Source organism: Butyrivibrio hungatei DSM 14810 (genome assembly GCF_900143205.1).
Taxonomy (GTDB): domain Bacteria; phylum Bacillota; class Clostridia; order Lachnospirales; family Lachnospiraceae; genus Butyrivibrio; species Butyrivibrio hungatei.
Map to the genome: position 1 here is coordinate 212,472 of NZ_FRDH01000003.1, position 22,622 is coordinate 235,093.

The 22,622-nt window shown below is 38.1% G+C and carries 27 protein-coding genes; 9 read left to right on the plus strand and 18 right to left on the minus strand.

Translation table 11 applies throughout. The features are described from left to right. Window positions 1-190 precede the first annotated feature (190 nt). From BUA02_RS01005 to BUA02_RS01045, 9 genes are all read left to right on the plus strand, one after another. Entirely contained in the window at window positions 191-1,009 is an 819-nt protein-coding gene (locus BUA02_RS01005) for a histidinol-phosphatase HisJ family protein (protein ID WP_072700265.1), read from the plus strand. An 80-nt stretch (window positions 1,010-1,089) separates the two neighbouring features. Next, a complete protein-coding gene (locus BUA02_RS01010) occupies window positions 1,090-1,827 on the plus strand; it encodes a GGDEF domain-containing protein (protein WP_072700267.1) in 738 nt (245 codons plus the stop codon). After that, window positions 1,802-2,788 (plus strand): transglutaminase-like domain-containing protein, encoded by a 987-nt coding sequence (locus BUA02_RS01015; protein ID WP_072700269.1) that lies wholly within the window; start codon window positions 1,802-1,804, stop codon window positions 2,786-2,788. Before BUA02_RS01010 ends, BUA02_RS01015 begins: the two co-directional genes overlap by 26 nt. Before the next feature lie 18 nt (window positions 2,789-2,806). Continuing rightward, a complete protein-coding gene (locus BUA02_RS01020) occupies window positions 2,807-3,859 on the plus strand; it encodes a type II secretion system F family protein (RefSeq protein ID WP_072700271.1) in 1,053 nt (350 codons plus the stop codon). Between the two features lie 9 nt (window positions 3,860-3,868). Further along, on the plus strand, window positions 3,869-4,213 hold the full coding sequence (locus BUA02_RS01025) for a hypothetical protein (RefSeq protein ID WP_071176547.1): 345 nt from the start codon (window positions 3,869-3,871) through the stop codon (window positions 4,211-4,213). A 9-nt stretch (window positions 4,214-4,222) separates the two neighbouring features. Beyond that, a complete protein-coding gene (locus BUA02_RS01030; protein ID WP_072700273.1) occupies window positions 4,223-4,711 on the plus strand; it encodes a DUF4860 domain-containing protein in 489 nt (162 codons plus the stop codon). Further along, window positions 4,711-5,250, plus strand: a complete 540-nt coding sequence (locus tag BUA02_RS01035) for a hypothetical protein (RefSeq protein WP_072700275.1) — start codon at window positions 4,711-4,713, stop codon at window positions 5,248-5,250. Before BUA02_RS01030 ends, BUA02_RS01035 begins: the two co-directional genes overlap by 1 nt. Then, window positions 5,243-5,626: a hypothetical protein gene (locus BUA02_RS01040; RefSeq protein ID WP_072700277.1), complete on the plus strand. Its 384-nt coding sequence runs from the start codon at window positions 5,243-5,245 to the stop codon at window positions 5,624-5,626. The genes BUA02_RS01035 and BUA02_RS01040 overlap by 8 nt, the downstream gene beginning before the upstream one ends. 158 nt (window positions 5,627-5,784) lie before the next feature. Next, window positions 5,785-6,147, plus strand: coding sequence for a response regulator (locus BUA02_RS01045; RefSeq protein WP_022764589.1), 363 nt, complete (start codon window positions 5,785-5,787; stop codon window positions 6,145-6,147). A 71-nt stretch (window positions 6,148-6,218) separates the two neighbouring features. Here the strand turns inward: BUA02_RS01045 and BUA02_RS01050 are convergent, their stop codons facing one another. The 18 genes from BUA02_RS01050 to BUA02_RS01135 form a co-directional block, all read right to left on the minus strand. Further along, entirely contained in the window at window positions 6,219-6,908 is a 690-nt protein-coding gene (locus BUA02_RS01050) for a hypothetical protein (RefSeq protein WP_143147356.1), read from the minus strand. Window positions 6,909-6,965: 57 nt separating this feature from the next. Continuing rightward, window positions 6,966-7,313, minus strand: a complete 348-nt coding sequence (locus tag BUA02_RS01055; protein ID WP_083572592.1) for a hypothetical protein — start codon at window positions 7,311-7,313, stop codon at window positions 6,966-6,968. Window positions 7,314-7,331: 18 nt separating this feature from the next. After that, window positions 7,332-9,968 (minus strand): EndoU domain-containing protein, encoded by a 2,637-nt coding sequence (locus BUA02_RS15985; RefSeq protein WP_072700280.1) that lies wholly within the window; start codon window positions 9,966-9,968, stop codon window positions 7,332-7,334. Between the two features lie 18 nt (window positions 9,969-9,986). Next, window positions 9,987-10,985 (minus strand): AAA family ATPase, encoded by a 999-nt coding sequence (locus tag BUA02_RS01065; RefSeq protein WP_072700281.1) that lies wholly within the window; start codon window positions 10,983-10,985, stop codon window positions 9,987-9,989. Between the two features lie 17 nt (window positions 10,986-11,002). Beyond that, window positions 11,003-11,812 carry an FHA domain-containing protein gene (locus tag BUA02_RS01070; RefSeq protein ID WP_072700282.1) on the minus strand — a complete coding sequence of 270 codons (810 nt, stop codon included), beginning with the start codon at window positions 11,810-11,812 and terminating at the stop codon, window positions 11,003-11,005. Then, the gene (gene essC, locus BUA02_RS01075) at window positions 11,802-16,352 is read right to left on the minus strand and encodes a type VII secretion protein EssC (protein WP_072700283.1); all 4,551 of its coding nucleotides are present in this window, start codon (window positions 16,350-16,352) and stop codon (window positions 11,802-11,804) included. Before essC ends, BUA02_RS01070 begins: the two co-directional genes overlap by 11 nt. A gap of 13 nt (window positions 16,353-16,365) precedes the next feature. After that, on the minus strand, window positions 16,366-16,692 hold the full coding sequence (locus tag BUA02_RS01080) for a hypothetical protein (RefSeq protein WP_072700285.1): 327 nt from the start codon (window positions 16,690-16,692) through the stop codon (window positions 16,366-16,368). A gap of 12 nt (window positions 16,693-16,704) precedes the next feature. After that, window positions 16,705-16,995 carry a hypothetical protein gene (locus BUA02_RS01085; protein WP_072700286.1) on the minus strand — a complete coding sequence of 97 codons (291 nt, stop codon included), beginning with the start codon at window positions 16,993-16,995 and terminating at the stop codon, window positions 16,705-16,707. A 14-nt stretch (window positions 16,996-17,009) separates the two neighbouring features. Continuing rightward, the gene (locus tag BUA02_RS01090; RefSeq protein WP_072700287.1) at window positions 17,010-17,393 is read right to left on the minus strand and encodes a hypothetical protein; all 384 of its coding nucleotides are present in this window, start codon (window positions 17,391-17,393) and stop codon (window positions 17,010-17,012) included. 46 nt (window positions 17,394-17,439) lie between these two features. Beyond that, complete coding sequence (locus BUA02_RS01095; RefSeq protein ID WP_072700288.1) at window positions 17,440-17,784, minus strand: hypothetical protein; 345 nt, start codon at window positions 17,782-17,784, stop codon at window positions 17,440-17,442. A gap of 2 nt (window positions 17,785-17,786) precedes the next feature. Further along, entirely contained in the window at window positions 17,787-18,086 is a 300-nt protein-coding gene (locus BUA02_RS01100) for a hypothetical protein (protein WP_072700290.1), read from the minus strand. A gap of 63 nt (window positions 18,087-18,149) precedes the next feature. Beyond that, window positions 18,150-19,646: a trypsin-like peptidase domain-containing protein gene (locus BUA02_RS01105; protein WP_072700292.1), complete on the minus strand. Its 1,497-nt coding sequence runs from the start codon at window positions 19,644-19,646 to the stop codon at window positions 18,150-18,152. Window positions 19,647-19,660: 14 nt separating this feature from the next. After that, window positions 19,661-19,912: an EsaB/YukD family protein gene (locus BUA02_RS01110; protein ID WP_242946452.1), complete on the minus strand. Its 252-nt coding sequence runs from the start codon at window positions 19,910-19,912 to the stop codon at window positions 19,661-19,663. Window positions 19,913-20,219: 307 nt separating this feature from the next. Continuing rightward, a complete protein-coding gene (locus BUA02_RS01115) occupies window positions 20,220-20,717 on the minus strand; it encodes a hypothetical protein (protein WP_072700294.1) in 498 nt (165 codons plus the stop codon). A gap of 57 nt (window positions 20,718-20,774) precedes the next feature. Then, the gene (locus BUA02_RS01120; protein WP_083572593.1) at window positions 20,775-21,227 is read right to left on the minus strand and encodes a DUF4274 domain-containing protein; all 453 of its coding nucleotides are present in this window, start codon (window positions 21,225-21,227) and stop codon (window positions 20,775-20,777) included. A 47-nt stretch (window positions 21,228-21,274) separates the two neighbouring features. Beyond that, complete coding sequence (locus BUA02_RS01125) at window positions 21,275-21,529, minus strand: hypothetical protein (protein WP_072700295.1); 255 nt, start codon at window positions 21,527-21,529, stop codon at window positions 21,275-21,277. 3 nt (window positions 21,530-21,532) lie between these two features. After that, entirely contained in the window at window positions 21,533-21,970 is a 438-nt protein-coding gene (locus tag BUA02_RS01130) for an SMI1/KNR4 family protein (RefSeq protein ID WP_072700297.1), read from the minus strand. Window positions 21,971-22,032: 62 nt separating this feature from the next. Next, complete coding sequence (locus BUA02_RS01135; protein WP_072700299.1) at window positions 22,033-22,599, minus strand: imm11 family protein; 567 nt, start codon at window positions 22,597-22,599, stop codon at window positions 22,033-22,035. Window positions 22,600-22,622 lie beyond the last annotated feature (23 nt).

Here is a 22,622-nt window from a genome sequence, read left to right on the forward strand (position 1 = left end):
TTTGTTGCTGTTACTTATCATTTCAAATTGATAATTTTTTATCAGCACTTACAATTCTAATAAACTTTACAGCATAAATCAAGTAAGATTGTGAAAAATCTTTTTAACTATCCAAGTTCATTAATATAAATAAAAAAGCTATAATATTAAATGTTACTTGCTGACTGCTTTATAAAGAAAGGCTTAGACTATGTTACCAGCAGATTATCACATGCACACACACAATTCAGGAGACTCTGATGCTCCTATGAAAGATATGATAGAAAGCTCAATTCAAAGAGGATTAAAAGAAATATGTTTCACAGAGCATCTCGACTACGATTACCCAGAATTCGAAGATCTTCCACTTGGAACCTTCGACCTTGATTACAAAGCTTATCACGATGAATACCTTTTATATAAAGAAAAATATAAGGATCAGATAAAGATAAACTTTGGAGTTGAAGTTGGAATGCAGCCACATATTGCCCAAAAGAACTTGGATTTTGTCAAAGATGGAGACTTTGATTTTGTAATAGCCTCTGTTCACCTAATAGACAAAAGAGATCCATTTTACGGCGGTTTCTGGGATACTGACTCTGTAGAAAATAATTTCAAAAGATATTTTGAACTCACATTAGAAAATATAAAGTTCTTCAATGATTTTGATGTTCTTGGTCACCTTGATTATCTATCAAGATATGTTCCAGAAGGCGACACCACATACAGTTATCAAAGGTTCAAAGAACAGATCGACGAGATACTCCTTTATCTTATCGAACATGATAAAGGCCTAGATTTTAATTCCAAAGCCCTTAGCTACGGAGATAACTTCAGTACCAACCCATGTCCTGATGCACTCAAGCGCTACCATGAGCTGGGCGGCCGCATCATTACTTTTGGCGCAGATGCTCACAATCCAGAAAAGGTTGGCGTCAAATTCGAAGAAGCAGTAGAGATTGCAAAGGCCTGCGGATTCACTGAGTATTACACTTTCGATAAAAGAAAACCTATTGCTCACAAACTCTGATACCATTTTTATTTGGTCAAACTTTATACAAAATAAAAATTATAGTAGAATATTGATATATATGTATTGGAGGATATCGGATGAAGTCTGAATTCTATGATAAAAAGAAAAGAGCTCATATATATAAAGCCATCTTCACTTACAAAATATTAACTTTATTCCTTATACTTTTTCTGAATTTTGTTTTGGCATTTTTTTTCTTTAAAAACATAGATACCTATAACGCCAATCGTGAATTCCTGGCGCCTTACTATACAGTCGTAGGACTTCGCATTCTTATTGTCATCGCCAGCATTTTTCTTGATATCTATATTCTCAAAAGAACTGCATCAATAGAAAAAAGGCTCTCAACCCTGGCATTTTTGGACAAGCTCACAGGTCTTCCAAACAGATATAGCTGTGACCTTCTGATCCAGGAATATTCTGAATCAGACAAACTTCCAAGCCTAGGTTTTATTCTGATGCAGCTCAATAATTTAAAAGATATAAATTCTGGCAGTAGTCACAAAGAAGGCAATAATCTGATAGCTGAATTTAGCAGCATACTAGAAGATGTCGGTAACGAATATGGTTATATCGGCCGAAATGGCGGAAATGAGTTCATAGTTCTTTTGGAAGACTGCGACAATACAAAGATAGATATGTTTCTTATGGATCTGACCAAGAGAATCCATGGTTACAATGAACTAAATGTAGGAGCTCCTATAGAAGTCTCCTATTCAAAAGTCCTTAATAGTCTTGAGCACATGGACAAGATCACAGACGTCATATCTCTTGGCTACAGGAGAATACATGAAATTCCACAGATTCTTTCTTAATAAAAAAATCTTAATACCTGTCATTGGAAGCCTTATCATATCTTCCATACTAGCGGGATGTTCCGAAGAAGCTGAAACTCCAAGGTCATCTTCCACTGCAAGCACTCTTCCATCAGAAGAAGCAGAGCCTGTCAAAGGAACAAGAGACAATACGCCAGTATGTCTTGTTCCAAAGGCTTCAGGAACTGTCATTTATGAAAACGAATTTGCAGTACTTGACGCATCCAATTCAGCTGAAGGTTATGTAATGGTAAGATATATCGGATCCAGCCCTAAGGTTAAGCTCCAGATCACAGGTCCAAATGAAACCACCTATACCTATAATCTTTCGACATCAGAGCCAAAAGACGAAGTTTTTCCGCTTCAGTCAGGTGACGGCGAATATATCATAAATGTTTTTGAAAACATAAGTGGCACACAGTATTCCATGGTGTTTACAAAGCCCCTAGATGTTACATTAAGAGATGCCAACCTTCCGTTCCTTTACCCAAATCAGTATGTTGATTTTAGTAAAGATGATCAGGCCATCGCTAAAGGTGCTGAACTAAGCTACAGCTGTAACAACGATCTTGAGGTGGTGTCTTCGATATATAATTACCTCATTGAAAATATCAACTATGACTACGAAGAAGCTGAAACAGTTCAAAGTGGCTATATTCCTGACATAGATGAAGTTCTATCCACCAAAAAAGGCATCTGCCTTGATTACGCTGTACTTATGAGCAGTATGCTAAGAAGCCAGCAGATTCCTACCAGAATGGAGGTCGGTTATGCAGGAACCGCGTATCACGCGTGGATCAGTACTTATATCAAGGATATTGGCTGGGTCAATGGTATGATAGAATTTGATGGTGCCAAATGGTCACTTATGGATCCAACTTTTGCATCCAATACAGGAGAAAAAGAGCTTCGTTCCTTCATTGGCGACGGCTCAAATTACTCCGTAAAATATATCTATTAATTTTCTTAGAGGGACGATATGAAGAAAGAAATTGCAAAAAAACTAAACAACTATGAGATTGCAAGTTTTTGCAGACAGATGGCTCTTTTGATGAAAGCAGGAATAACTCCAAGTGATGGCATAGACATCCTTATGGAAGAGCAAAATGACCCTGCAGCCCGCAAAATACTTTCTTCTATCAGTCAGGTTCTCACAAGCGGTGAAAAATTCCATGTTGCTCTCAACATGAGCGGCGTATTCCCTGATTATGTCATTCACATGGTGACTATAGGTGAAGAGTCCGGAAACATAGATGTAGTCATGGATTCTCTTGCCGACTACTACGAGCGAGAAGACAGCATACAGGCCAACATCAAAAACGCCGTAAGCTACCCGCTTATCATGGTATTCATGATGCTCATCGTCATTCTGGTACTTGTTATCAAGGTACTTCCCATATTTGAACAGGTATTTGCTCAGCTTGGCACCAACATGAGCGGTTTTTCACAGTCTCTTTTAAATGCCGGCAATATCCTGAGCAAGTACTCCATCGTATTCGTTGGCATTTTGGTTCTTCTAGCCCTTCTATTCTTCTATTATTCATACACAACAGGTGGTAAAAAAGCCTTTGGCAGGCTTATGGATAAATTCCGACCAACAAAAAAACTCTTGGAAGAGCTTGAAAGTGAACGTTTTGCAAGTGGCATGGTCCTTACTCTTTCAAGTGGCATGGATACTTACGAGAGCTTATCGCTGGTAAAACGACTTGTTGAGACAGATGCTATGAAAAAAAAGATTGAGACCTGTTCTACTCTCCTTTTAGATGGAGACAGTTTTCCAGAAGCTCTTGAAAAATCAAAGATCTTCACTTCCTTCTATTCACAGATGGTAGCTGTAGGCTTTAAATCAGGTTCTATGGATAAAGCAATGAAACAGATTGCTGAAAGATTTGAACATGAGACAGAACGCAAGATTTTTTCTCTGATATCAGTTCTTGAGCCAACTCTCGTGATCATCATGTCCATAATCGTTGGTATGATCCTATTATCGGTTATCCTGCCTCTCATGGGCATAATGTCAACTATCGGATAAGGAAAAGCTATGACTAACAGATTCGAGTCAAAAGAAAATAGAATACTTGGCATTTCAGATCAGGTCTACAGAATCTTTTCAGTTGTGATCTTTATAGCTATCGCCGTGCTTTTTTATCTGGCAGTTGATGCCTCTGGCAGAAGCACCATAGAAAAGCAAAAAGAGTCACTGGAAAATGCCCTTTCAAGGGATATTGTCCAGTGCTATTCCATTGAAGGCCAGTACCCTCCTGATCTTCAGTATCTCGAAGATCATTACGGTCTTACTTATGACAAGACTACATTTTTTGTGGATTACCAGCCTATAGCATCCAATCTGTATCCGGATGTAACAGTGATCCAGATTTCCAAATAAGAGGATAGTATGAAGCTTAGCAAAAAAAGTCATGTGATAGACGCAGTATTTATCCTGTGTCTCATGTTCCTGTTTGTGCTGTCAGCTCTTGCTGTCATCACTATAGGAGCCAATATTTATAAAAAGAATGTATCTGCCATGTCAGATAACTACTCTCGTCGTATCGCCTGTGCCTATGTAACAGAAAAGGTAAGACAGGCTGATGATCAGGGAAGGATCTATGTGGAAGACATCTTTGATCAGCACGCGTTAGTGTTGCAAGACGAGATAGATGGTGCTCTCTATAACACCTATATCTACAGCTACGACGGATATCTGATGGAATTGTACGCAAGAGCAGATCTTAAAGATATTTATCCACAATCAGGTCAAAAAATCCTTGAGATAACCTCCTTTAATGTGGATTACGTGTCAGATTCTCTTTTATCTGTAAATCTGATCCTAAAAGACGGCGTGGATGAATCAATGTTCATCGCCAGAAAAAGTGAAGGCATTTAATGTTAAACAAGCAGACTAATTCGAAAACGAGCTTATTTCTCATGGAGCTCATCATAGCGATATTCTTCTTTTCCCTTGCATCTGCAGTATGTGTAAGGCTCTTCTTTTCTGCTCATATCCTGGCTGAAAAGACCGTTAACCTAAACAGCGCTGTTACCTGGTCTCAAAATATGTCCGAGGCCTTTTACGGCCAAAATGGAGACATCAAAAAGATCGCAGAGCTCTATCCTACAGCATTTGTTTCTAACAACACTCTCATGCTGTTCTTTGACAAGAACTGGGAAATAGTATCCGATGATGTTACACAGGCTTCTTATGAAGTTCTTTTGACCACTCAAAAAAATAGTGCTAGGCTTGTCTACGCTGATGTTTCTGAGTACAAAGGAAAAATCTCAGGAAATGCAATGACTGGACATATTGCAGTAATAGATATCAGAAACACTGAAGAAGTGATCTCAGAAATACCTGATGATCCAGATATCATCATCATCGATAACAAAGTGGATGTATATCTTAGAAAGGAGGCAGCAAATGAGTAAGAAAAGAAGTACAGGCGCTCATGTTGGTAGTGCCTCAATCATGCTGATATTTGCCGTTCTCAGCCTCATATCATTTGCAACCCTTACTCTGGTCAATTCTAAAGCAGATTACAATTTAAGTAATAATCTTGCAGAAAGACAAAAAATATACTACAATGCCTGTCATGAGGGCAACGCTTTTGTTGCCTCTGTTTATTCCGGCTATGACAATGAAGAAGAACATGGTATAATAAAGAAAAGTATACCAATTAGCGACAATCAATCACTCAATATTACGTTAACAAAAAAAGACTCAGATTATATTATTACTCAGTGGCAAATTGTCAACGACGGGGACTTCGAGTACGATTACTCACTTCCTGTTCAACAAAAGTAATCAAAACTTTATCAAATTTTTATGATTTGCATAACGTTTTAACGCCCACAGCATAAATGTTGTGGTACAATAGATTATGTACTGAACTATATATATAATTTTGAAAACAAAGAAAACTTCATTTTCTTAGCAACTAAAATACTTATTGGAGGTTCAATATGGGAAAAAGAATACTCATTACTGATGACGCCGCTTTCATGCGCATGATGCTTAAGGACATTCTTTCAAAGAATGGCTATGAAATTGCAGGCGAAGCAGAGAACGGCAAAGTTGCAATCGAGAAATATAATGAGTTGAAACCCGACCTTGTAACTCTTGATATCACAATGCCTGAGCTTGATGGTATCGGCGCACTGAAAGGAATCAAAGCAGCAGATCCTAACGCTGTTTGCATCATGTGTTCTGCTATGGGTCAGCAGGCCATGGTTATTGAGTCTATTCAGGCTGGCGCAAAGGATTTCATCGTTAAGCCATTCCAGGCTGATCGTGTTCTCGAAGCTGTTAAGAAAGCTATTGGCTAATCTTCTCTTCGCAGAGCTTTAATGAGATTACAAACCCCGTTTCCTATTGGAAACGGGGTATTTTTCGTGTATTAGCTTACTGTGGATTTATCATCTATTGCTTCCATTTTCTTCACATTCAAAGTCGATACAATTGTATATCTATATAAGAAATACAGTATCATGATCAAGTAAAACATCATTAAGCTTGCAGTAGTTTTCTTAACGTCACCTTGGAAAGCTATCACAACTGTTACCACTGAATAAACGGCCTGTAATAATATCAAGAGAATCCAAATGATTCCTACCCTGAAATAAAAAGATTCATTTTCATTCACAAACATTGCTATCATAGTCATTCCAATAATATCCAAAGCCTGTTGCAAAACCATAACTCCAAAACTCACCTGCAATACCGCATCTGGATTAGCAAGAGCACAAATCACCGATGACACAGCATCAGCTGTGCAAAGCCAAGCCAGATATCTAAAAGCTCTGTGTGCCTTAGGCAGGTATGCTTCTGCATCAATTCTGGACACGATCAGCTCAGAGTTTTCCTTTATTCCCACATATTTGTCATTAACATAATCAGCACTTTTCTTTGCAAATATAGCTCTAACTACTGCCAAAAACGCAAATAACAAAGTAAGATTAGCAGGCACAAACAAATTGATAATTCTAAGAATCAATACAGTCGCTGCAACTAACATATAAGCAAGTAATGGTCTATCTTTTTCCTTGTTCATTATTAAAACAAAAGTCCCTTCTTTTCTTTCTGCCAAAAATCTAACTTCCCGTAACGCTGCATTTACACTCCCAATGTAATTCATTGCAACGTCTTATGGATTTTCATCTAAAAATTCTTTTACTTTTTCACACCATTCAACAATTATTTCATACAATTCTTTTGTATCAACAATGCACGACGCCCCTTCCCCATCATATGCTAAATTGTCGCTAATCTTTGTTGTTTGAGAATTAATTTCGGCTCCACATACATTTCCATTCACTTCTTCATATTGGCTCTCCCCACTTAAAACCTTAGAAAACCTTTCTTTTACCCACTCCTCAAAAGGTATAACATCTGATTCCAAAAAAATAGAAAGAATTTCATATTTCTCATCTTCAAAATCTATGAGCAGTCTTTTTTTACTACCCACACTTATTATTCTATATTTTCTTAACATTTTTCCTCCATCTCTCATCTAATATACCGGAAACGCAGATATAATTTTACCATTTTTATCTAAATACATTTCAATTTCTAAACCGCTACCAGTTAATCCAGAATAGGTATTCCCCCTAATCTGTACACGATTACTATATGCTTCATTAATCGCATCTACCACATCCTGTGGACTCCACCTTTGTGAAAACAAGGAAGAATATCCTCCATTAGCAGATTTCCTCATTCCATTAATCTCCACTTGTGCCTTGTACACCCCATATTGATTAGCAGCTGATTCTGTACCCTCAATAATTTTACCAGCTGTTCCTTCAATGTTGTCATAGTGATATCCTACCGCTTTCCCTTTTGGATTGGTCTGTCCTTCAAATATGTGTTCAATCGATGATTCCGTAAAATTGTCTACTCTATCTAACATTTTTAAAGATGATTTGTCATATTTTTTAAAATCATCCTCTACAACATGCGCCACAGTATCATCAACTACATCTTTTGCAACCTTAGCTCCCTTATAGAGCTTACACAGATCACCTAGGCCGAAAACTCCGTTCATAACTCCGTTTATTCCAACATTCCACTTTAGCACTGTCTTGTCGGCATCGGATAGTTCTCCATCTGCAATAAGATCATTGTATACATTTCTTGTGTCAAGAACCAAGTCCTGCACATTCTGGGCTGCCTGGTTTGCAAAGAATAATCCAAGACCGCTTTTTACACCAATAGCAGTTGCCATCCCCTTAAATATTGGAGACGTTGCTGTGTAAAGGAGCATATTTCCTACGAATTTGCCTCTATTATAAGCCTTTGGATTCTGAGTTTCGGCATTCATCTCAACACTTTTCACAGAGGCTTTGAACTTATCGCTTAGCTCAGCATAGCCTTTCCTCACCTTGAGAACTTCAGACAAAGTATCAGTTCCAGCTATCTTGTCAAAAGTTCCTGCCACCGTCTCAGCTTTAGAACCAACGATTTCTTCCGTAACGTCAGCTGTAAAATCAGAAATGCTTGCAAATGGCTTCAAGATACCTGTTGCATTACATGCGAACTTAGAGCACTTGTTCATGAGGCTTAGATACTTGGCATATCTCTCTTGTTCTTCACTAGTTTCCAGACTTGGATTATGGGCTGTTCCATACTCGAAATTATCAAGCTCGTCCCTTGCTATTATTTTAGCTCTTTCAAGTTCAGCCTCAGTCATCTTGTATCCAGGCGTCACCCAGAGATCTACCAGTTCTTCCTGAGTCATATGCGCTTTAACCAGATCAAAATACCTGCTAAAGTAGCCTTGTGAGTAGATGTTATCAGAATCGCCATAAAAAGAATCTATGGCTGACATCTCTCTTTCATAGGCAAAAGAGCCTGTTTCTCTGTATCCATTCTGAATCGCAATAACATAATCCAAGATCTTATCATTTGCTGAGTCAGATAAATAGTCTGCATTCTTATTGAAAACAGAGTAATAGTCACCGGTATTTCTTGAGAGTTTCTCAAGAATTTCCATATCTGTCTGATTCTCAGCAGCAGTCAGTATATCTGCCACTCCATAAAGGCTCAATCCAAGCTCTTTTTGATGAGCATATAGCCCGGGATCTTTCTCTGCTTCATGGAATACATACGCTATACTTCTCACATTACTTACGCAATAAGAAAGGGTATCATCAAGGCTAAGGCAAAATGCATAGGATGTTCCGTAAGTGTTCACTGCTTTTCCATCCCCAGTCATTCTAAATACAGTAGCCGCACCCTCATGAGAAACTTCTATATTAAAGTCTCCTGTTATGAGCTTCTTTGAATTAAGATCATCTATAAACTTCTTACCTCTGCTATTCTCTCTTAGGTAACTGCTCATACCTTTTCCTGCAGCAGAAACTTCCACGTACTTATCACTAGCATATGGCGAATATGGTCCATAATCCTTATGCTCAATGAACTTATTAGCCATCCTCTGGACTATGTCATGCTTTTCCTTGGCTCCATAGGAGTTCTCATCCACGACCATCTCATACTGTCTGTATGAATACTCATAGCAGTGAGCAAGAATCCCCTGTCTATACGGATTCAAATTGTCCCAGTTTTCAAGAGCTCCTTCAAATCCATAAGTTCCAGTTCTCATGTCGTAAGTCATGTACTCACGGATGATTGCATCTTTTTTCTCATCGCCTGTATAGAGGATGTCATCAATATCTGTATTTGTGACTGATGACATCATCCAGGTAAATATGTTCTCTGGAGTTGAATATTCAAAAGGGATCTCTATTGTATTGCCCATATATGTTACAGGCATTGTCCTATGTTCCTGCGTGGATCTCATAAGCTCATATATCCTTACGTGGAACGGATCTTCTATGAGCTCATCAGCGTCATCATAAACTCCACCAGAAAAGTCACTTAAGTTCTCTCTTTTTTCTTCTAGGGCTTTCGTATCCGAGTAATCAAAAGCAAGATTTATCTTGCTGATTCCTTCTATTCCGGAACTTTCAATGGCTTCGTTTGCTTCTTCCATGGCTGATACAACATTTGCAAAGTATGTAGATACTTTCTGCATTTCATCAGAGTTGTATGCGTTAAACCTATCAAGCCAGTTGGTCTTGTTTGTCTTAAATGTCTGCGGGGCATACCCGCCACCTGATGCTTCTAAAATATTTTCCTGTGACACGTCTCTTACACGCTGTTTTTATAAAACAGCTTCTGCGGCCTTTCTGTAATGTCCTTTTTCAAGTATTTCACCCATATCGCAATCAAGGTCTAATGAAATCCTTTCGGCAAGCGGCATGGTAATGTACTGCAAATCATCATCTAAAACAGCTTCTGTCTGCACTATTACGGTATATCCACCATATCCTTCAAACAGATCCAAATACTTTTTTAGTCTGCTATCGTTTAATGGCCTGTTTGTTACAACTACATGACGAGTATCATCCATGATATCCTGCAAAAGTTCTGGAGTAACAACGCACTCCTGCTCGACTATCACATAGTCATACTCTCCCTTTGCTGCAAAAGTGTGGGCAAGGCTATTGAGCATTGCCGGAGTAAGATGATAATGAAAAAGATATTTCTCAAAGGCTGGAAGGTAGTCAAATTCACCATGAACTATGTTCTTCTTGATCTTCTCATAGGAATCACTGGTCAGGTTAATGACTGCTGCCGCAAGATCCTTACTTGCGTAATCTAGCATAAACTTACCCGCATCAAGCTTCTCGTAATAGTTCTGCATATTTTCTGCATCAATATAGAGTACTTTTCTGTTCATCTGAGAAAGTCTGGCGGCAATAGAAAGTGCTGTTATAGTTTTGCCAGCTCCACCATATGGTGAAGACACAGCAACAATCTGACACTTTCTTTTATTATCAGCATCCTTAAGAACTTCGTTTCCCAAAATCCTGAGTATCGCTTCAGAGCCTTCCATCTTGTTGACAGTAAGCCCGGTATTTATATGCTCTCCAATCATAAAGGTGACGTCAGCCACATTTTTTCCAGAAGTTTTATTTATGAAAGCTTCATCAACGAACTCTACATTTACCCTGTGCAAAGCTTTTCTTGAAGCTTCAAACGCCTTTTCATCTGTTATGAATTCCAAAGCTATATCACGTCTCATTTTAGAAACGAGTTTTCCAACTATCTTGTCGATATATTCTTTATCCGGACTGGAGATCCTAACCTTCATTCCCATTTCTTTTCCTCTGCTTATTACCTTATCTCTACTGCAAACTCCATATCGGAGAGCTTTATAGTGTCACCATTTTTCAGACGGATCTTTTCCCCATTCTGAAGGCGTTTCCCATACATATAAGTCCCATTGCGGCTGTGATCGTCCTCAATAAAATACTCTCCATTTTCTCTCACGATCACACAATGAAGCCTGCTGATAGATGGGTTGATGGTTATTGTGCCTTCCACGTCAACAGAATTTCCGATCCTGAAAATATCAGTGCTGTCATAAAGTGCAAAATGTCCATAATCACCCTGATATCTAAGAACAAGCTCTGAGGAATCCAGGTGAATGGGGGCTCTTTGCATGTCACAGCTTTTTTCAGCTTGCATCGCGCCAAAAAAGTCATCTATGCTTTCAAAAGCATCCTTTCCCGTCATCTTATCAACTATCTCTTTACACTGATTTTCCCAGGCAGCATTTTCAAGCTCCTTGTCTTTTGCATCATCTCTTACCACAGGAACCACCATAAACCTTGTTGAGTTTTCTTTCGCGTCACTGAATAGGTACTCCCCACTGATCTGTAAATAGCTTCTTTCCAGGAATTCACTTTCATCAATGGCAGCCACAACTTCTGCCATATCTTTGGCAAAAGAGCTGCTTACATTTAGCCCAGTAAGTCCATCGATAGGATAAATGATCTGCGATTCTCCATTCATATAGATCTTGGCTGGTAAAATAACCTTATCCGTATTTAGAGACGTAACCGCCTTTAGGCCAAGCCCGGACCATCTCTCATTTTCCTCTAAAAGAGCTAAAATATAGGATTCGTGTTTTTCAAATTTCATCTTCTCTCCATACAGGTGTCTTTGCTTTGAACAGATCACCTTCCTTAAGCATAAACATTTCTCCAGGTTTTAAGCGCTTGCTATTAGCTGTCTTGAAGCTGTTAGTTGGCTCGATAACCTTAAGATTTCCAACATTTTCATACATGAGAACCTGCTTAAATCCTGTAACAATACGAATAAGTTCATTGGCGCCATAAGAAATTGATGCATTAGGCACATCCGTCAAAATGATAGCCACCTTCATACTCTTATATTTGTTAACGATATCTCTGTACCTTCCCATACTCATAGCCGATGATGAAGCTAATGTATAGTATTCTGATGAGCCCAGAACGATCACAATAAGTGGCTCTTTATCAAGAGCATCCATATTTCCGGCAATAATGCTCTCTTTTCTCTTTGAAAGAACTTTGACTACACCATCAATCTGCTTATCAATATCTTCAGGATTAAGAGTATATGTCTTTACTGACTCAAGCTCTGCACAATCTTTCATCAGGCGGTCATATGAATCCAGAATATGGAATTCAACTGGAGCCTGCTCCCTTCTGGCATCAAGAGATCTGATGATATAGTTGATATAGCTCTTTCTACCTGTATGTCTCTGCTGTCCAGCAATAGCCAGCATGTTTTTGACAGCCAGATTAATGAGTACCGGAGCTGTATCTGAATAATTGATACCAAGAAGCAGCTGATAAGGCTCCCACTTTACTGCTCCATAATTCTTGTAAACAAATTCTTCAGTGTAAACTGCAGGCACAACAGGAATAGCGTTTTTGACATAACCGCTATATCTGGCATTGACACTAGCGATGTACTCTCTTATCTGGTCAATCTTGTCAATCTCTCGTTCTGCATCAAATGCCTGATAAATCTGTATCTCATAAATATTTCGATCGATCTGCGTAATTCCACGTCCCGGCACATCATCAGGCCTTAGCTTACATTTTCTAAAGAGCAGGTCATAATCCATCTTGTCATTACTATTAAGCACCAATCTCTTAGGGCTTGATGTAATGATCTTGTTACTGATCCCATTTACCTGAGGTGCTGTTACTATAGTCGTAATTCCCATTGAATTACCTTCTCTGCACACTTCGACCAGAGAATCTATGAGACCAGGATAAGCTTCTTTAAAAGCAAGATAGTTTTCAAGCATGAACACTATCTGAGGAAGGTCCTTTTTACCGGATTGTCTGTAAGCGCTGTATGAACTGATACCATACTCAGATAAAAGAGTTTTTCTCCTATTGATCTCTTTGCCCAGCATCTTTAGCAGGTTTTTGACCTTTTCAGTTTCATCCTCAGTCGCCACATCGGCAACGTGGGCAAGCGGAGCAAAATTGCACATAATAGTAGAGGCAAAGTCCATTATGTAAAAAGATACTTCCTGAGGTGAATAATTATCTGCAACTCTTTTGATGATGGTCTGCAAGGTATTGGTCTTACCAGATTGAGATGTACCGATTATCAGCATATTCTCCTGTGTAAGATCAAGGTAGTCTGCTCCTTGATACTGCTTGGCAGGATCATCATAAATTCCCATGTCTATCACCACATCATCAGTCTTTGTAAGCGCCTTACTGGGGATGATAACCTTATTAGGAAGTGGTGGAAGACATATTGGAGGAAGCTTTTCTATCTTCATCAGCTCACAGTATTCACCTATCCTGTCTATGATGGCATCAAGCTGAGTTTCGTCACCCTCTTCTTTTTCACTTCCCTGTTCATAGATCTTATGCCTTGAGCCATCGAGCTCAACTACATTGATCTCATACTTACTCTTTTCATCAAGACCCTCAACATGGGTTGTCGCTCCACTATATCCTGACTGGAACAGTTCAAAGAGCTCGTTATTGCCCACCTGGAGATAAGCTCTACCTGGTTCTTTTATCTCAGCAGCAAGAGGAGACTTTAAAACCTCATTACTATCCCTGCTATCCTGAACCTTCAGACAGAGTTTGAATCTTGAATTACTCCAGATCTGATCATTTACGACACCTGCAGGCTTCTGCGTTGCAAGGATCAGATGAACGCCCAGGCTTCGTCCGATACGCGCAGTACTTATGAGTTCTTTCATGAACTCCGGATGCTCATTTTTGAGCTCTGCAAACTCATCAACGATCAGAACCAAATGCGGAAGTGGTGTCGGTGTAACCTTATCCTTGAATAACTTTATATAGTCATCAATGTGGTTAACTTCATACTTTGCAAAAAGCTCCTGTCTTTTTAAGAGCTCTGCTTTGATAGAACTAAGTGACCTGTCAATCTGCTTGCCATCTATATTGGTTATGGAACCATTCATGTGAGGAAGGTCCTTAAACTGGTTTGCCATTCCACCACCCTTAAAGTCGATGATGATAAAGCCAACTTCGTAAGGATGGAACAAACTTGCAAGAGATAAGACAAAGGACTGGATTATCTCTGACTTACCAGAGCCTGTAGTTCCTGCCACAAGCCCATGAGGGCCATGCGCTTTCTCATGTATATCAAGTGAAATGGTGGCTCCATCTGCTCTAACTCCAAGAGGAGCAGCCATACTCTCGTAGATCCTGGATTCTTTCCACCTTTTACCAAGGTCAAGATCATAGGCATTTAAGATTCCTAGAATGTCATAGAGACTTACATTTTTAGGAAGACCATTTTCAATGCTCATCTCATCAATAAAGATTCCTGCCATCTTCTCTGCTGCTCTTGACACCCTCTCATCAGATAGCTCTTTATAATCAAATTCGTGCCTGATGGTTCCATCAGCCACATTCTGCACATAACCCTTGTTCTGATTTACATCCAAAAATACTCTCTCATCGCAGTCATGATTTATCAGTTCCTCATGCTCTTCAAAGAACACAAATGTAAATCCAAGCTTTCTTGCATCCTCAACGAACCTGTTGATAGGATGTCCGCTTATCATCTCCGATCTGTAAACCAGAACAACATAGTCTTTAAAATTCTCTTTCTTACCTGCATTTTCTCTCTGAGACAGCAGATTAAACAAATACTCTTTTCCCGTCTTAGCGCTTTCTTCATCATAGATAAAGAGTCTTTTTCCGTTATCATCAGTTGTGTGTTTGATCCAGCGCACCCAGGAGAGCTCTTTTAGATCGCACTCATCCATGATCAGAAAGATCTTGAGATCATTATAAAAATGCTGTGCAGAAAGAGATATGATCACATTCTTAAGGAAAGTCAAAAGCTTGTCTCTCCTGCCGATAACACCTACAGCGTTATTGTCATGGAGATTCAACATAACAGGCACATCGTCTATATACTCATAGCAGTCATGTATCTGCTCTGGATAATTGACATACTCATCTTCAACTTCCAGTATTTCCCTTGCTCCATATTCAATCTGATTGTTTGACAATTCCGTGCCCTGGCCTACACTTATGCACATATAATCGGAATGGTCCTTTTCTTTTTCAAAAAGATGAGCATCAAAATTTTCTATTTCATCAAGAGAAGTATCTGCAGAAATTTCCATCTTATTCAGAACAAGCTTCTCTTCTGCTCTTGCCTCCTCTATAGCCTTTACCTTGCCATCTATATAGCTTTGATACTTCTCAACTCTTTCTACCAGTTTCTTTTTATAGTTCTTGCGAACCTGAACCATTCGCATAATGGATACAATAATGCTGGATACCATAAAAAAAGCAAAATAAAAAACATAGATTCCGCTTCTGCCCATGGCTATCCTAAGAGCCATCATTCCGCCCATGGTAATGATCATAGGAAGAAGAGATAGTAAATAACTCTTAGTCGGCTCTGCCGGCTTATTTGGCGGTGCTATGACCTTGAGCTTTTTATCCGGAACTGTATATCTTTGTCTTACGCTTCTGATAAATCTTGGATACTTAAGAGCGTTATTGGATTCCTCCATTTTTTTGCAGGACAGTTTTGTTGAAATGCTGGCAATGCTTGATGTCCTAAGCTGATCGCCTTCTATGAAGAATATATGCCCGCTTAGAGAAAAGAACTGCTTATTGCTAAGGGTCACTTTCTTTTCATTAAAAAATACCCCATTAACAGTTATTCCAAACTTGGAATTGGACAGATCGATCTCGTACATTCCTTGTCCCAAATGTGAATAGACGATGTAATCATTCCCAAGCCTGTCATCATCCACGAATATGTCTGCATTATCAACTCGTCCTATGACATAATTGCCGCCAACCGGCGTGTCTATGACAAACAGGTAGTTGTCCTGAATATTTCCAAAATCAAAAGAAAAATCCAAATATAAAAAAGTAGTATTAGATTCCTGATATCTGATCTCAACTCTTTCACCAGGAATTAATACTGTCAGCTCTTCTTTAATATTTGGATTTTGTCTTGATACAAAATAAACATCACCATCACAAGTAGCTGTGAACCTGTCATCCTGCCGTGATATCTCTATTTTGTAATCGCAAAAGAAATTATTTTTTTTAAAATTTATCTGACATTCCTTGTACGTTCCCAAGGATAAACCTTCCATATCCTCAGTTATAACGACGTCTTTGTTTATCTTATTTCCATATACCGATAATTTGTAATCCATCTTAATATCCTACTCAGTATGCACTCTGTTGTGCAGTGGCAACGTTATTTTCAATGTCGTCACCGCCGTCTTTATCAACCGTTTTAAAATCCTCCAAGGTTGCTTCTACATATAGTCTCAAACTTTCATACACACAGAAAAGCTCAACAGCCTGATCATACATGTTTTCCAACGAGCATCTAAGGCATGTAGTCGTAAGTCCTGAATACACCTCATCTACCAGATTTGTCTTTATGTTTGATAGACTGATAGCCATTTCACGGGCTTTTTCCCTGCATGTAGTAAATTCTTCAGACAATGTATTCATATCTGATTCAGATAGTTTTACACTCTTTCCCATATTAAGCCTTCTTTATACCAATTTTTGAACTGATGGCGAGTCAGATACAAAACTGTCCACATGTGAACACAGCTCTGATACTGCCGAAGCAAGTTCTGTATAGTCATTGTTAAAATTATCAAGGTAATCACTAACAGCAGTTAATACAGACTGACACATTTCATAAGATGCGCCTTCCCAGTTGCCGTTATTTACAATGTTTCTGATAGTCTCCCTGTGTTCGTCAAGGGCTGAAAATGCATCAAGCATAGTCTGATGTTCATCTTCATAAGTCCCGATCTTTAATTCATCGACTTGGATCATGTCCCTTATCTCCTCTAGTCATCGTATATCCAGTGAACAACTTCTACTTCCTCATAAAGGTCTTTTTCCAACTCGGATATCATATTTTCAAGAAATTCTATTATCTCATCGATTTCGCCGAACATAGTGCTGCAGCCTTCATCCAGCGTTCCAATATCCTCAAAAAAGCCGTCTCTGTAAGGAATATAAATATCATCGTGGTATATGCCTGAAAGATATTCGCACTCTTCATAAACAACTGTATTGCAGCTTTCAGCCGCACTATCTGCAGAAGATTGATACCCTTCAGCAGATTCCTTGCACTCGGTAAGTGTATCTATGAGAGACTGACAGTTATCAATCTTTGCCCTTATTTCAGGTCTTTCACGTGTTTCCTTGGTTACTATCTGATGTCCCATACTTTTCCTTAGTCAATTGCCCCGATCACTCGGGGCAATTTGTTAATTATCCATTATTTTCTACCTGAATAACCTCATCAAGCTCTTCTGCCTTGCCATTATCAACAGCTTTCAAGTTAGCGAGATAATCATAGATCTTGAGCGAAGAATTTCTAAGCTCTGTTACGTAAGTCTTCATTGCTCCTTCGAGTCCTTCGTCATAACCACTTACATTTGTTGTCCAAAGCTCTAAAAGCTTGGTAACAGACTCATCTCCCTCAATTCCTTTGTTAGCAACTCCTTCAATGGCGCTTCCAAAGTTTACGATCTCTGTGTCAAGGTTGTTTGCAAGAGTATCATACTCATCTGCTATAGCTTTAAGTCCAACTTCATCTACATTTACGCCTGCCATACTCAATAACCTCCATTTCCCTGCCATTTTTCTGATTCAAGCTGATCTACCCCATCATAGCCAGCCTTGAGACCTTCAGTCCAATTTCTAACTGCGTTTACACAATTTGACAGTGCTGATGCATTATTAGCATAATTATCAAGATTTGCTCTGAAATCCACGTATGAATCTGCTTCCCATACACCAACTGCCTGTGATGTAGTATCACCGATCTGTGTCACAAGTGACATGAAGTTGCTTGCTGTGGTTTCAAAATCACCGATTGCAGACATCAATTCACCATCGTTGTATCCATATGCCATTTTCTCTTTTCTCCTTTTTAAGTTTATTTACTAAAAGTGCTGTGCACTAATTAGCCGCTGTCATTAAATTCTGTATTCAAATTCCTCATCAGCCAGTTTTATTATTGCGCCATCTGACAGTTTAACTGGCTGGCCTGCTATAGCTCTTTTATCATCTACAAAAGTTCCATTTGTTGAGCCGCAGTCTTCTATGTAAACTCCATCCTGCATCACTCTTATTACTGCATGAGTTCTGCTGATAGCTGAGTTGTCATTTATGCAAAAGTCCGTATGAAGAGAATCCTTGCCTATAGTGAAGTTTTCTTTATCAATAAGCTCCTGCTTCTTGTCCCTCTTCCTTATAAGAGTTCCAGATACAACCTTCTTTGGCAGTGGAGCTGCTCCAAGGACTGTCGTACCACTATCCTTATTGCTATCTAATAGACTTGTTCCTTGATCCTGTGCCTTACCCATATTTCCAGTGGTCTTTTGAATATTTTCCGGGTTAAAAGGTTTTATCTCAGGCTCAAGCCCTTTCTTTTTGCGTTCCTTTTTCTTGGGCTCATCCTTTTTCATTGATACGAAAAGATATATGACAACCCCAAGTAATAGAACGCAGATCACAGTTACTACTATGATGAGCGGCATTGGAGATTTTTCTTTTACAGGAACCACGACTTCCTCTCCTGTGCTGGAAGCCTCTGTTGAAGCAAGTGCCACAACCTCTTCTTCATAAAAAGACTTGGTATATTCAACTCCAATGGCATCCAGAACATCTATGATCTCTGTAGAATCAAGAGCACAGAAATAATCTCCATCTTTTCTGATGACATTCATTCCTATGACTTTGCCGTCTTCATTGATAAGAGGTCCGCCACAGTTATTTTTACCAACTGTTGCATCATGCTGGATCAAAAGAACATCATCTATTGTTGCGATATTGGCAATGCTGCCAGTTGTCATAGCTATCCGGTCATTTGAGTAATACTTCTCATTTGTTTCAAATATGACTTCATCCGGAAAACCTAAAGCATATACCTTATCTGCTATCTCATATGGGAGGTCTTTTACCGAACCATCTTCAGATGTATAGATAGAAAGAGGTGCTCTTGTATGGATGGGCTGTGACAGTTCTAGCACTGCCAGATCAAGCTCACTACTGGTTGCTATCACTCTAGCTTCTACTGTGACGTCACTTGCTGCAACGACCTGAACTTCAAGCTTCACATCCTTATAGTCACCATTCTTTTCCTTGGGAATGCCAAGATATTTGAATGCTTCCTTTTTGGTGTCACCATCGACTGTTATATTGCTCTCACATGTAAGGACGTATTCGGTCTTTTCAGCATCTCCAATGATGAAACCCGTGCCGCCTTTTACTATATGTGTCTTGTCGTCATCATCGATATAAACGTAATTGACCTGCACCACACCATTTCTGGCACTATTTATATCCTCAATAACTACCGAATCCAGTGATGTTTCTTCTGTTGCAGGTTCCTGTGCATATGCCACGTTAGAAAACATGATTGACATGCATACTGCGAATAAGGCAGCCAACCTCTTTACTACTTTATTCATCCTCTTTTCCTTCTTTATCTGCCTGTATATATTGATGTACCATTTCTGATACCATGCTCCTTGAGAGTCTTTTCCCCCTTTAAAAGAGTTATTGGATTAGAGGCTCTCAAAAAGCATTCTCTAGGATCATCCATGTTTATCCCCAATTTAAAACTCATGTTTAATCCATAAATCAGCTCATTTGCTGAAATATTAAGCGGTATTTCTATATCCACTCCAGGATCATTTTCATCTTTTTTGAGCATTACTATTACTTTTTCATCCATGGTTCACCTGATTATTCTTGTTTCAATACTTTCAAAAACTTTTTCTTCTTGATTTCCCAATAATTCTTCTTTGTAGAAAAGTCCCAGTTTTTGTCAAAATATTGCAAATTTATTTATAAAATCGTCTATCACATATCGCGTAAACACGTATATCATATCGTATTGTTACATTAAATGCAATATTTAATAACATTATTTTAATTTTTTATTTCACAATTATGACTATGTAATTAAAAACTGGCGTGATTTCGTTTTGAAATCACGCCAGTTGTAGAATCCACGCTATTTTATTTTTTACAGTACTATTTCAAACTCTATGTTCTACAATTTTTCTAACAAGTTCTTCTTTTGAAACTTCCTGTTTGTCTACCTGTTCCGGACTACACATTACACCATCTTTCTTGGTGTATTTGTATTCAACAAAATACTTACTACAGTCTGATAATCTAATGATCTTGCTGCTTTCATCTCTTCCGTTTGTAGTCCATCCATTGCCGCTTACTGCTCCAAATCCGGAAATGCAAACCTCTCCCTCTTCAATTCGATATGGTCTGTCAGAAGAAACGCCATCCCCAATAGCCCAAGTATCCTGCTCCGGATAAGCCTCATCTTTGTACATTACATAAAAGTGCACGTTATAAATATCGCTGATATCTGATGAATTAGTATCAACTTCCTTCTTAAATATTCCTTCTCCAGAAGATACAAAGCTATCATCTACAGGTTGTCCATTTCTGGCTATTATTATGTTTTTTCCTCTAAATCTTTGATACCAATATAATTTTTCATTTATTACTGCGTACATATTTTTGCCTTTCTTATAATCCGATATTCCTAACAATTTGCTTGGTTATGCCGCAAATTAAATACAAATATCCATTTCTTCACCATCTATATCAGTTATAAACACAGTTTCTTTAGGAGATACTACCTTATCTAGCTTATATTTTTGCACTTTTGTCAGTGGAACTGTAAATGCTATGCCATTGGACAAGAACTTACCATTAACAATGTCATTATACAATCCAGTCACAAATTCATTCCATTTTGACATATTTGCATTCTCTTCTCTTCCACTTAGATATGTATATCCATCTGCCCCATAAAATATCATAAGCGCCGTTGATAAGCCACATTTAGGATTATCGATAATAGCCTTAGGAATATCAAATCCATCACCCCAATTATAGTTCGAAGCATACACATGCAACATTTCTGGATTGTCCAATTCAGACACATATTTGATTACAGTGTCTTTGTCCAACTCATAAACAGCCCGTCTTACTTCTTTGATTTCTTCAGCATTAATGCTCATTACTCAGCCCTTTGCTTATTTTTGATTTATAGAACAATATCAGCGCATTATATAACCACTTCTTCTTGAACTAGTTTTGAATATTTATCAATTTCCTCCTGCCAACCCCTTAACATATTTTCCGATAATTTATCGCCATGACCATTTGCTATCAATCTAGCTTTTCTCTCCTCTATAGTACTAATATGTCCGATTTTTTTACTCTTACACCCGTTAATAAATTTTTCAAAATCATCAGCTATAGCAACCATTTTTGATGAATCATGGTAAGCAATCCATACTGTTTCATCCTCAAGTTTCATAATTCACATTTCCAGCAAATCCACATAGTACATGTCATTTGCTTTTATCTTTTCAAAAAAATCATCTAAATTTGCTGCTACTTGCGTATCATAATAATATATTTTGCCGCTATTCTCTTCAGATATCCCAATTGATATATAAGCACTTTCATTGCTTTCAAAAAAAATCAATTTATCATTTTGAAATTCTTTATATATTTCTATATCAGGAAGGTACTCAAAATCCCCTTGCCCAAATCGGAAATCTATTACTGACAGAGGATCCATTATTCTATTTACATTATTATTCTCTGATATCAAGAAGCCGTAGCCAATTTTGTTCCATAATTCAACTAAATCTGCTGGTATCTCGCTTTTTATTTTTTCTCTTAATAAAGCTATCTCGTTTTCATCAACTTTATAAAACCCACTTGATGAATTATTAAGTAACCTTATATTCATTTTGTCACCTTTAATTAAACAATTTGCTGGCAGGAGAATTTACTGCATCGGGATTGCACAAACTATTCTACTGCAATTTCTCGAAATGACATTCCAGTACACTCATTTTGCTCAATTGCATCCTTAAAATTTTCGGATACAAAAATCGGAACCTGTTGCCAATTACCAAGTTTAAATATATCTGCACCTTCTGTTTTATTCTCATATATTCCATATTTACTTACAGTATATATAGTTCCTTTACCTTCAATATATGTTTCGAAGTAATTTGATTTATTAAGGCATAAGGCATCTACTACTTTAATTATATTTGCAATGTAGTATTTTTCTTCAAGAGCAACCCCTTCACTATCAGATATCATAATATTTATAAATTGTATTTCAGAGTTTAAGCTCTGTAAGATTAGTCTTAGTTTCTCAGAAACTATAAACCAACCTTTATCATTTGCCAGATAGTCTGTCCAGACATCACCTTCTTTTTCATCAAAAAATAATTTGATTCTTTCATTTTCGTTATGATAATATTCTCCATCTTTGAAACTATATGATTCAAACCTTTCACGGTTTTTGCAATGAAGAATTATATCCTTTTCTCTTTCCATATCCATAGATAATTTGTAGTATCTCATAAGTATTCTGAGCTCTTTCCACC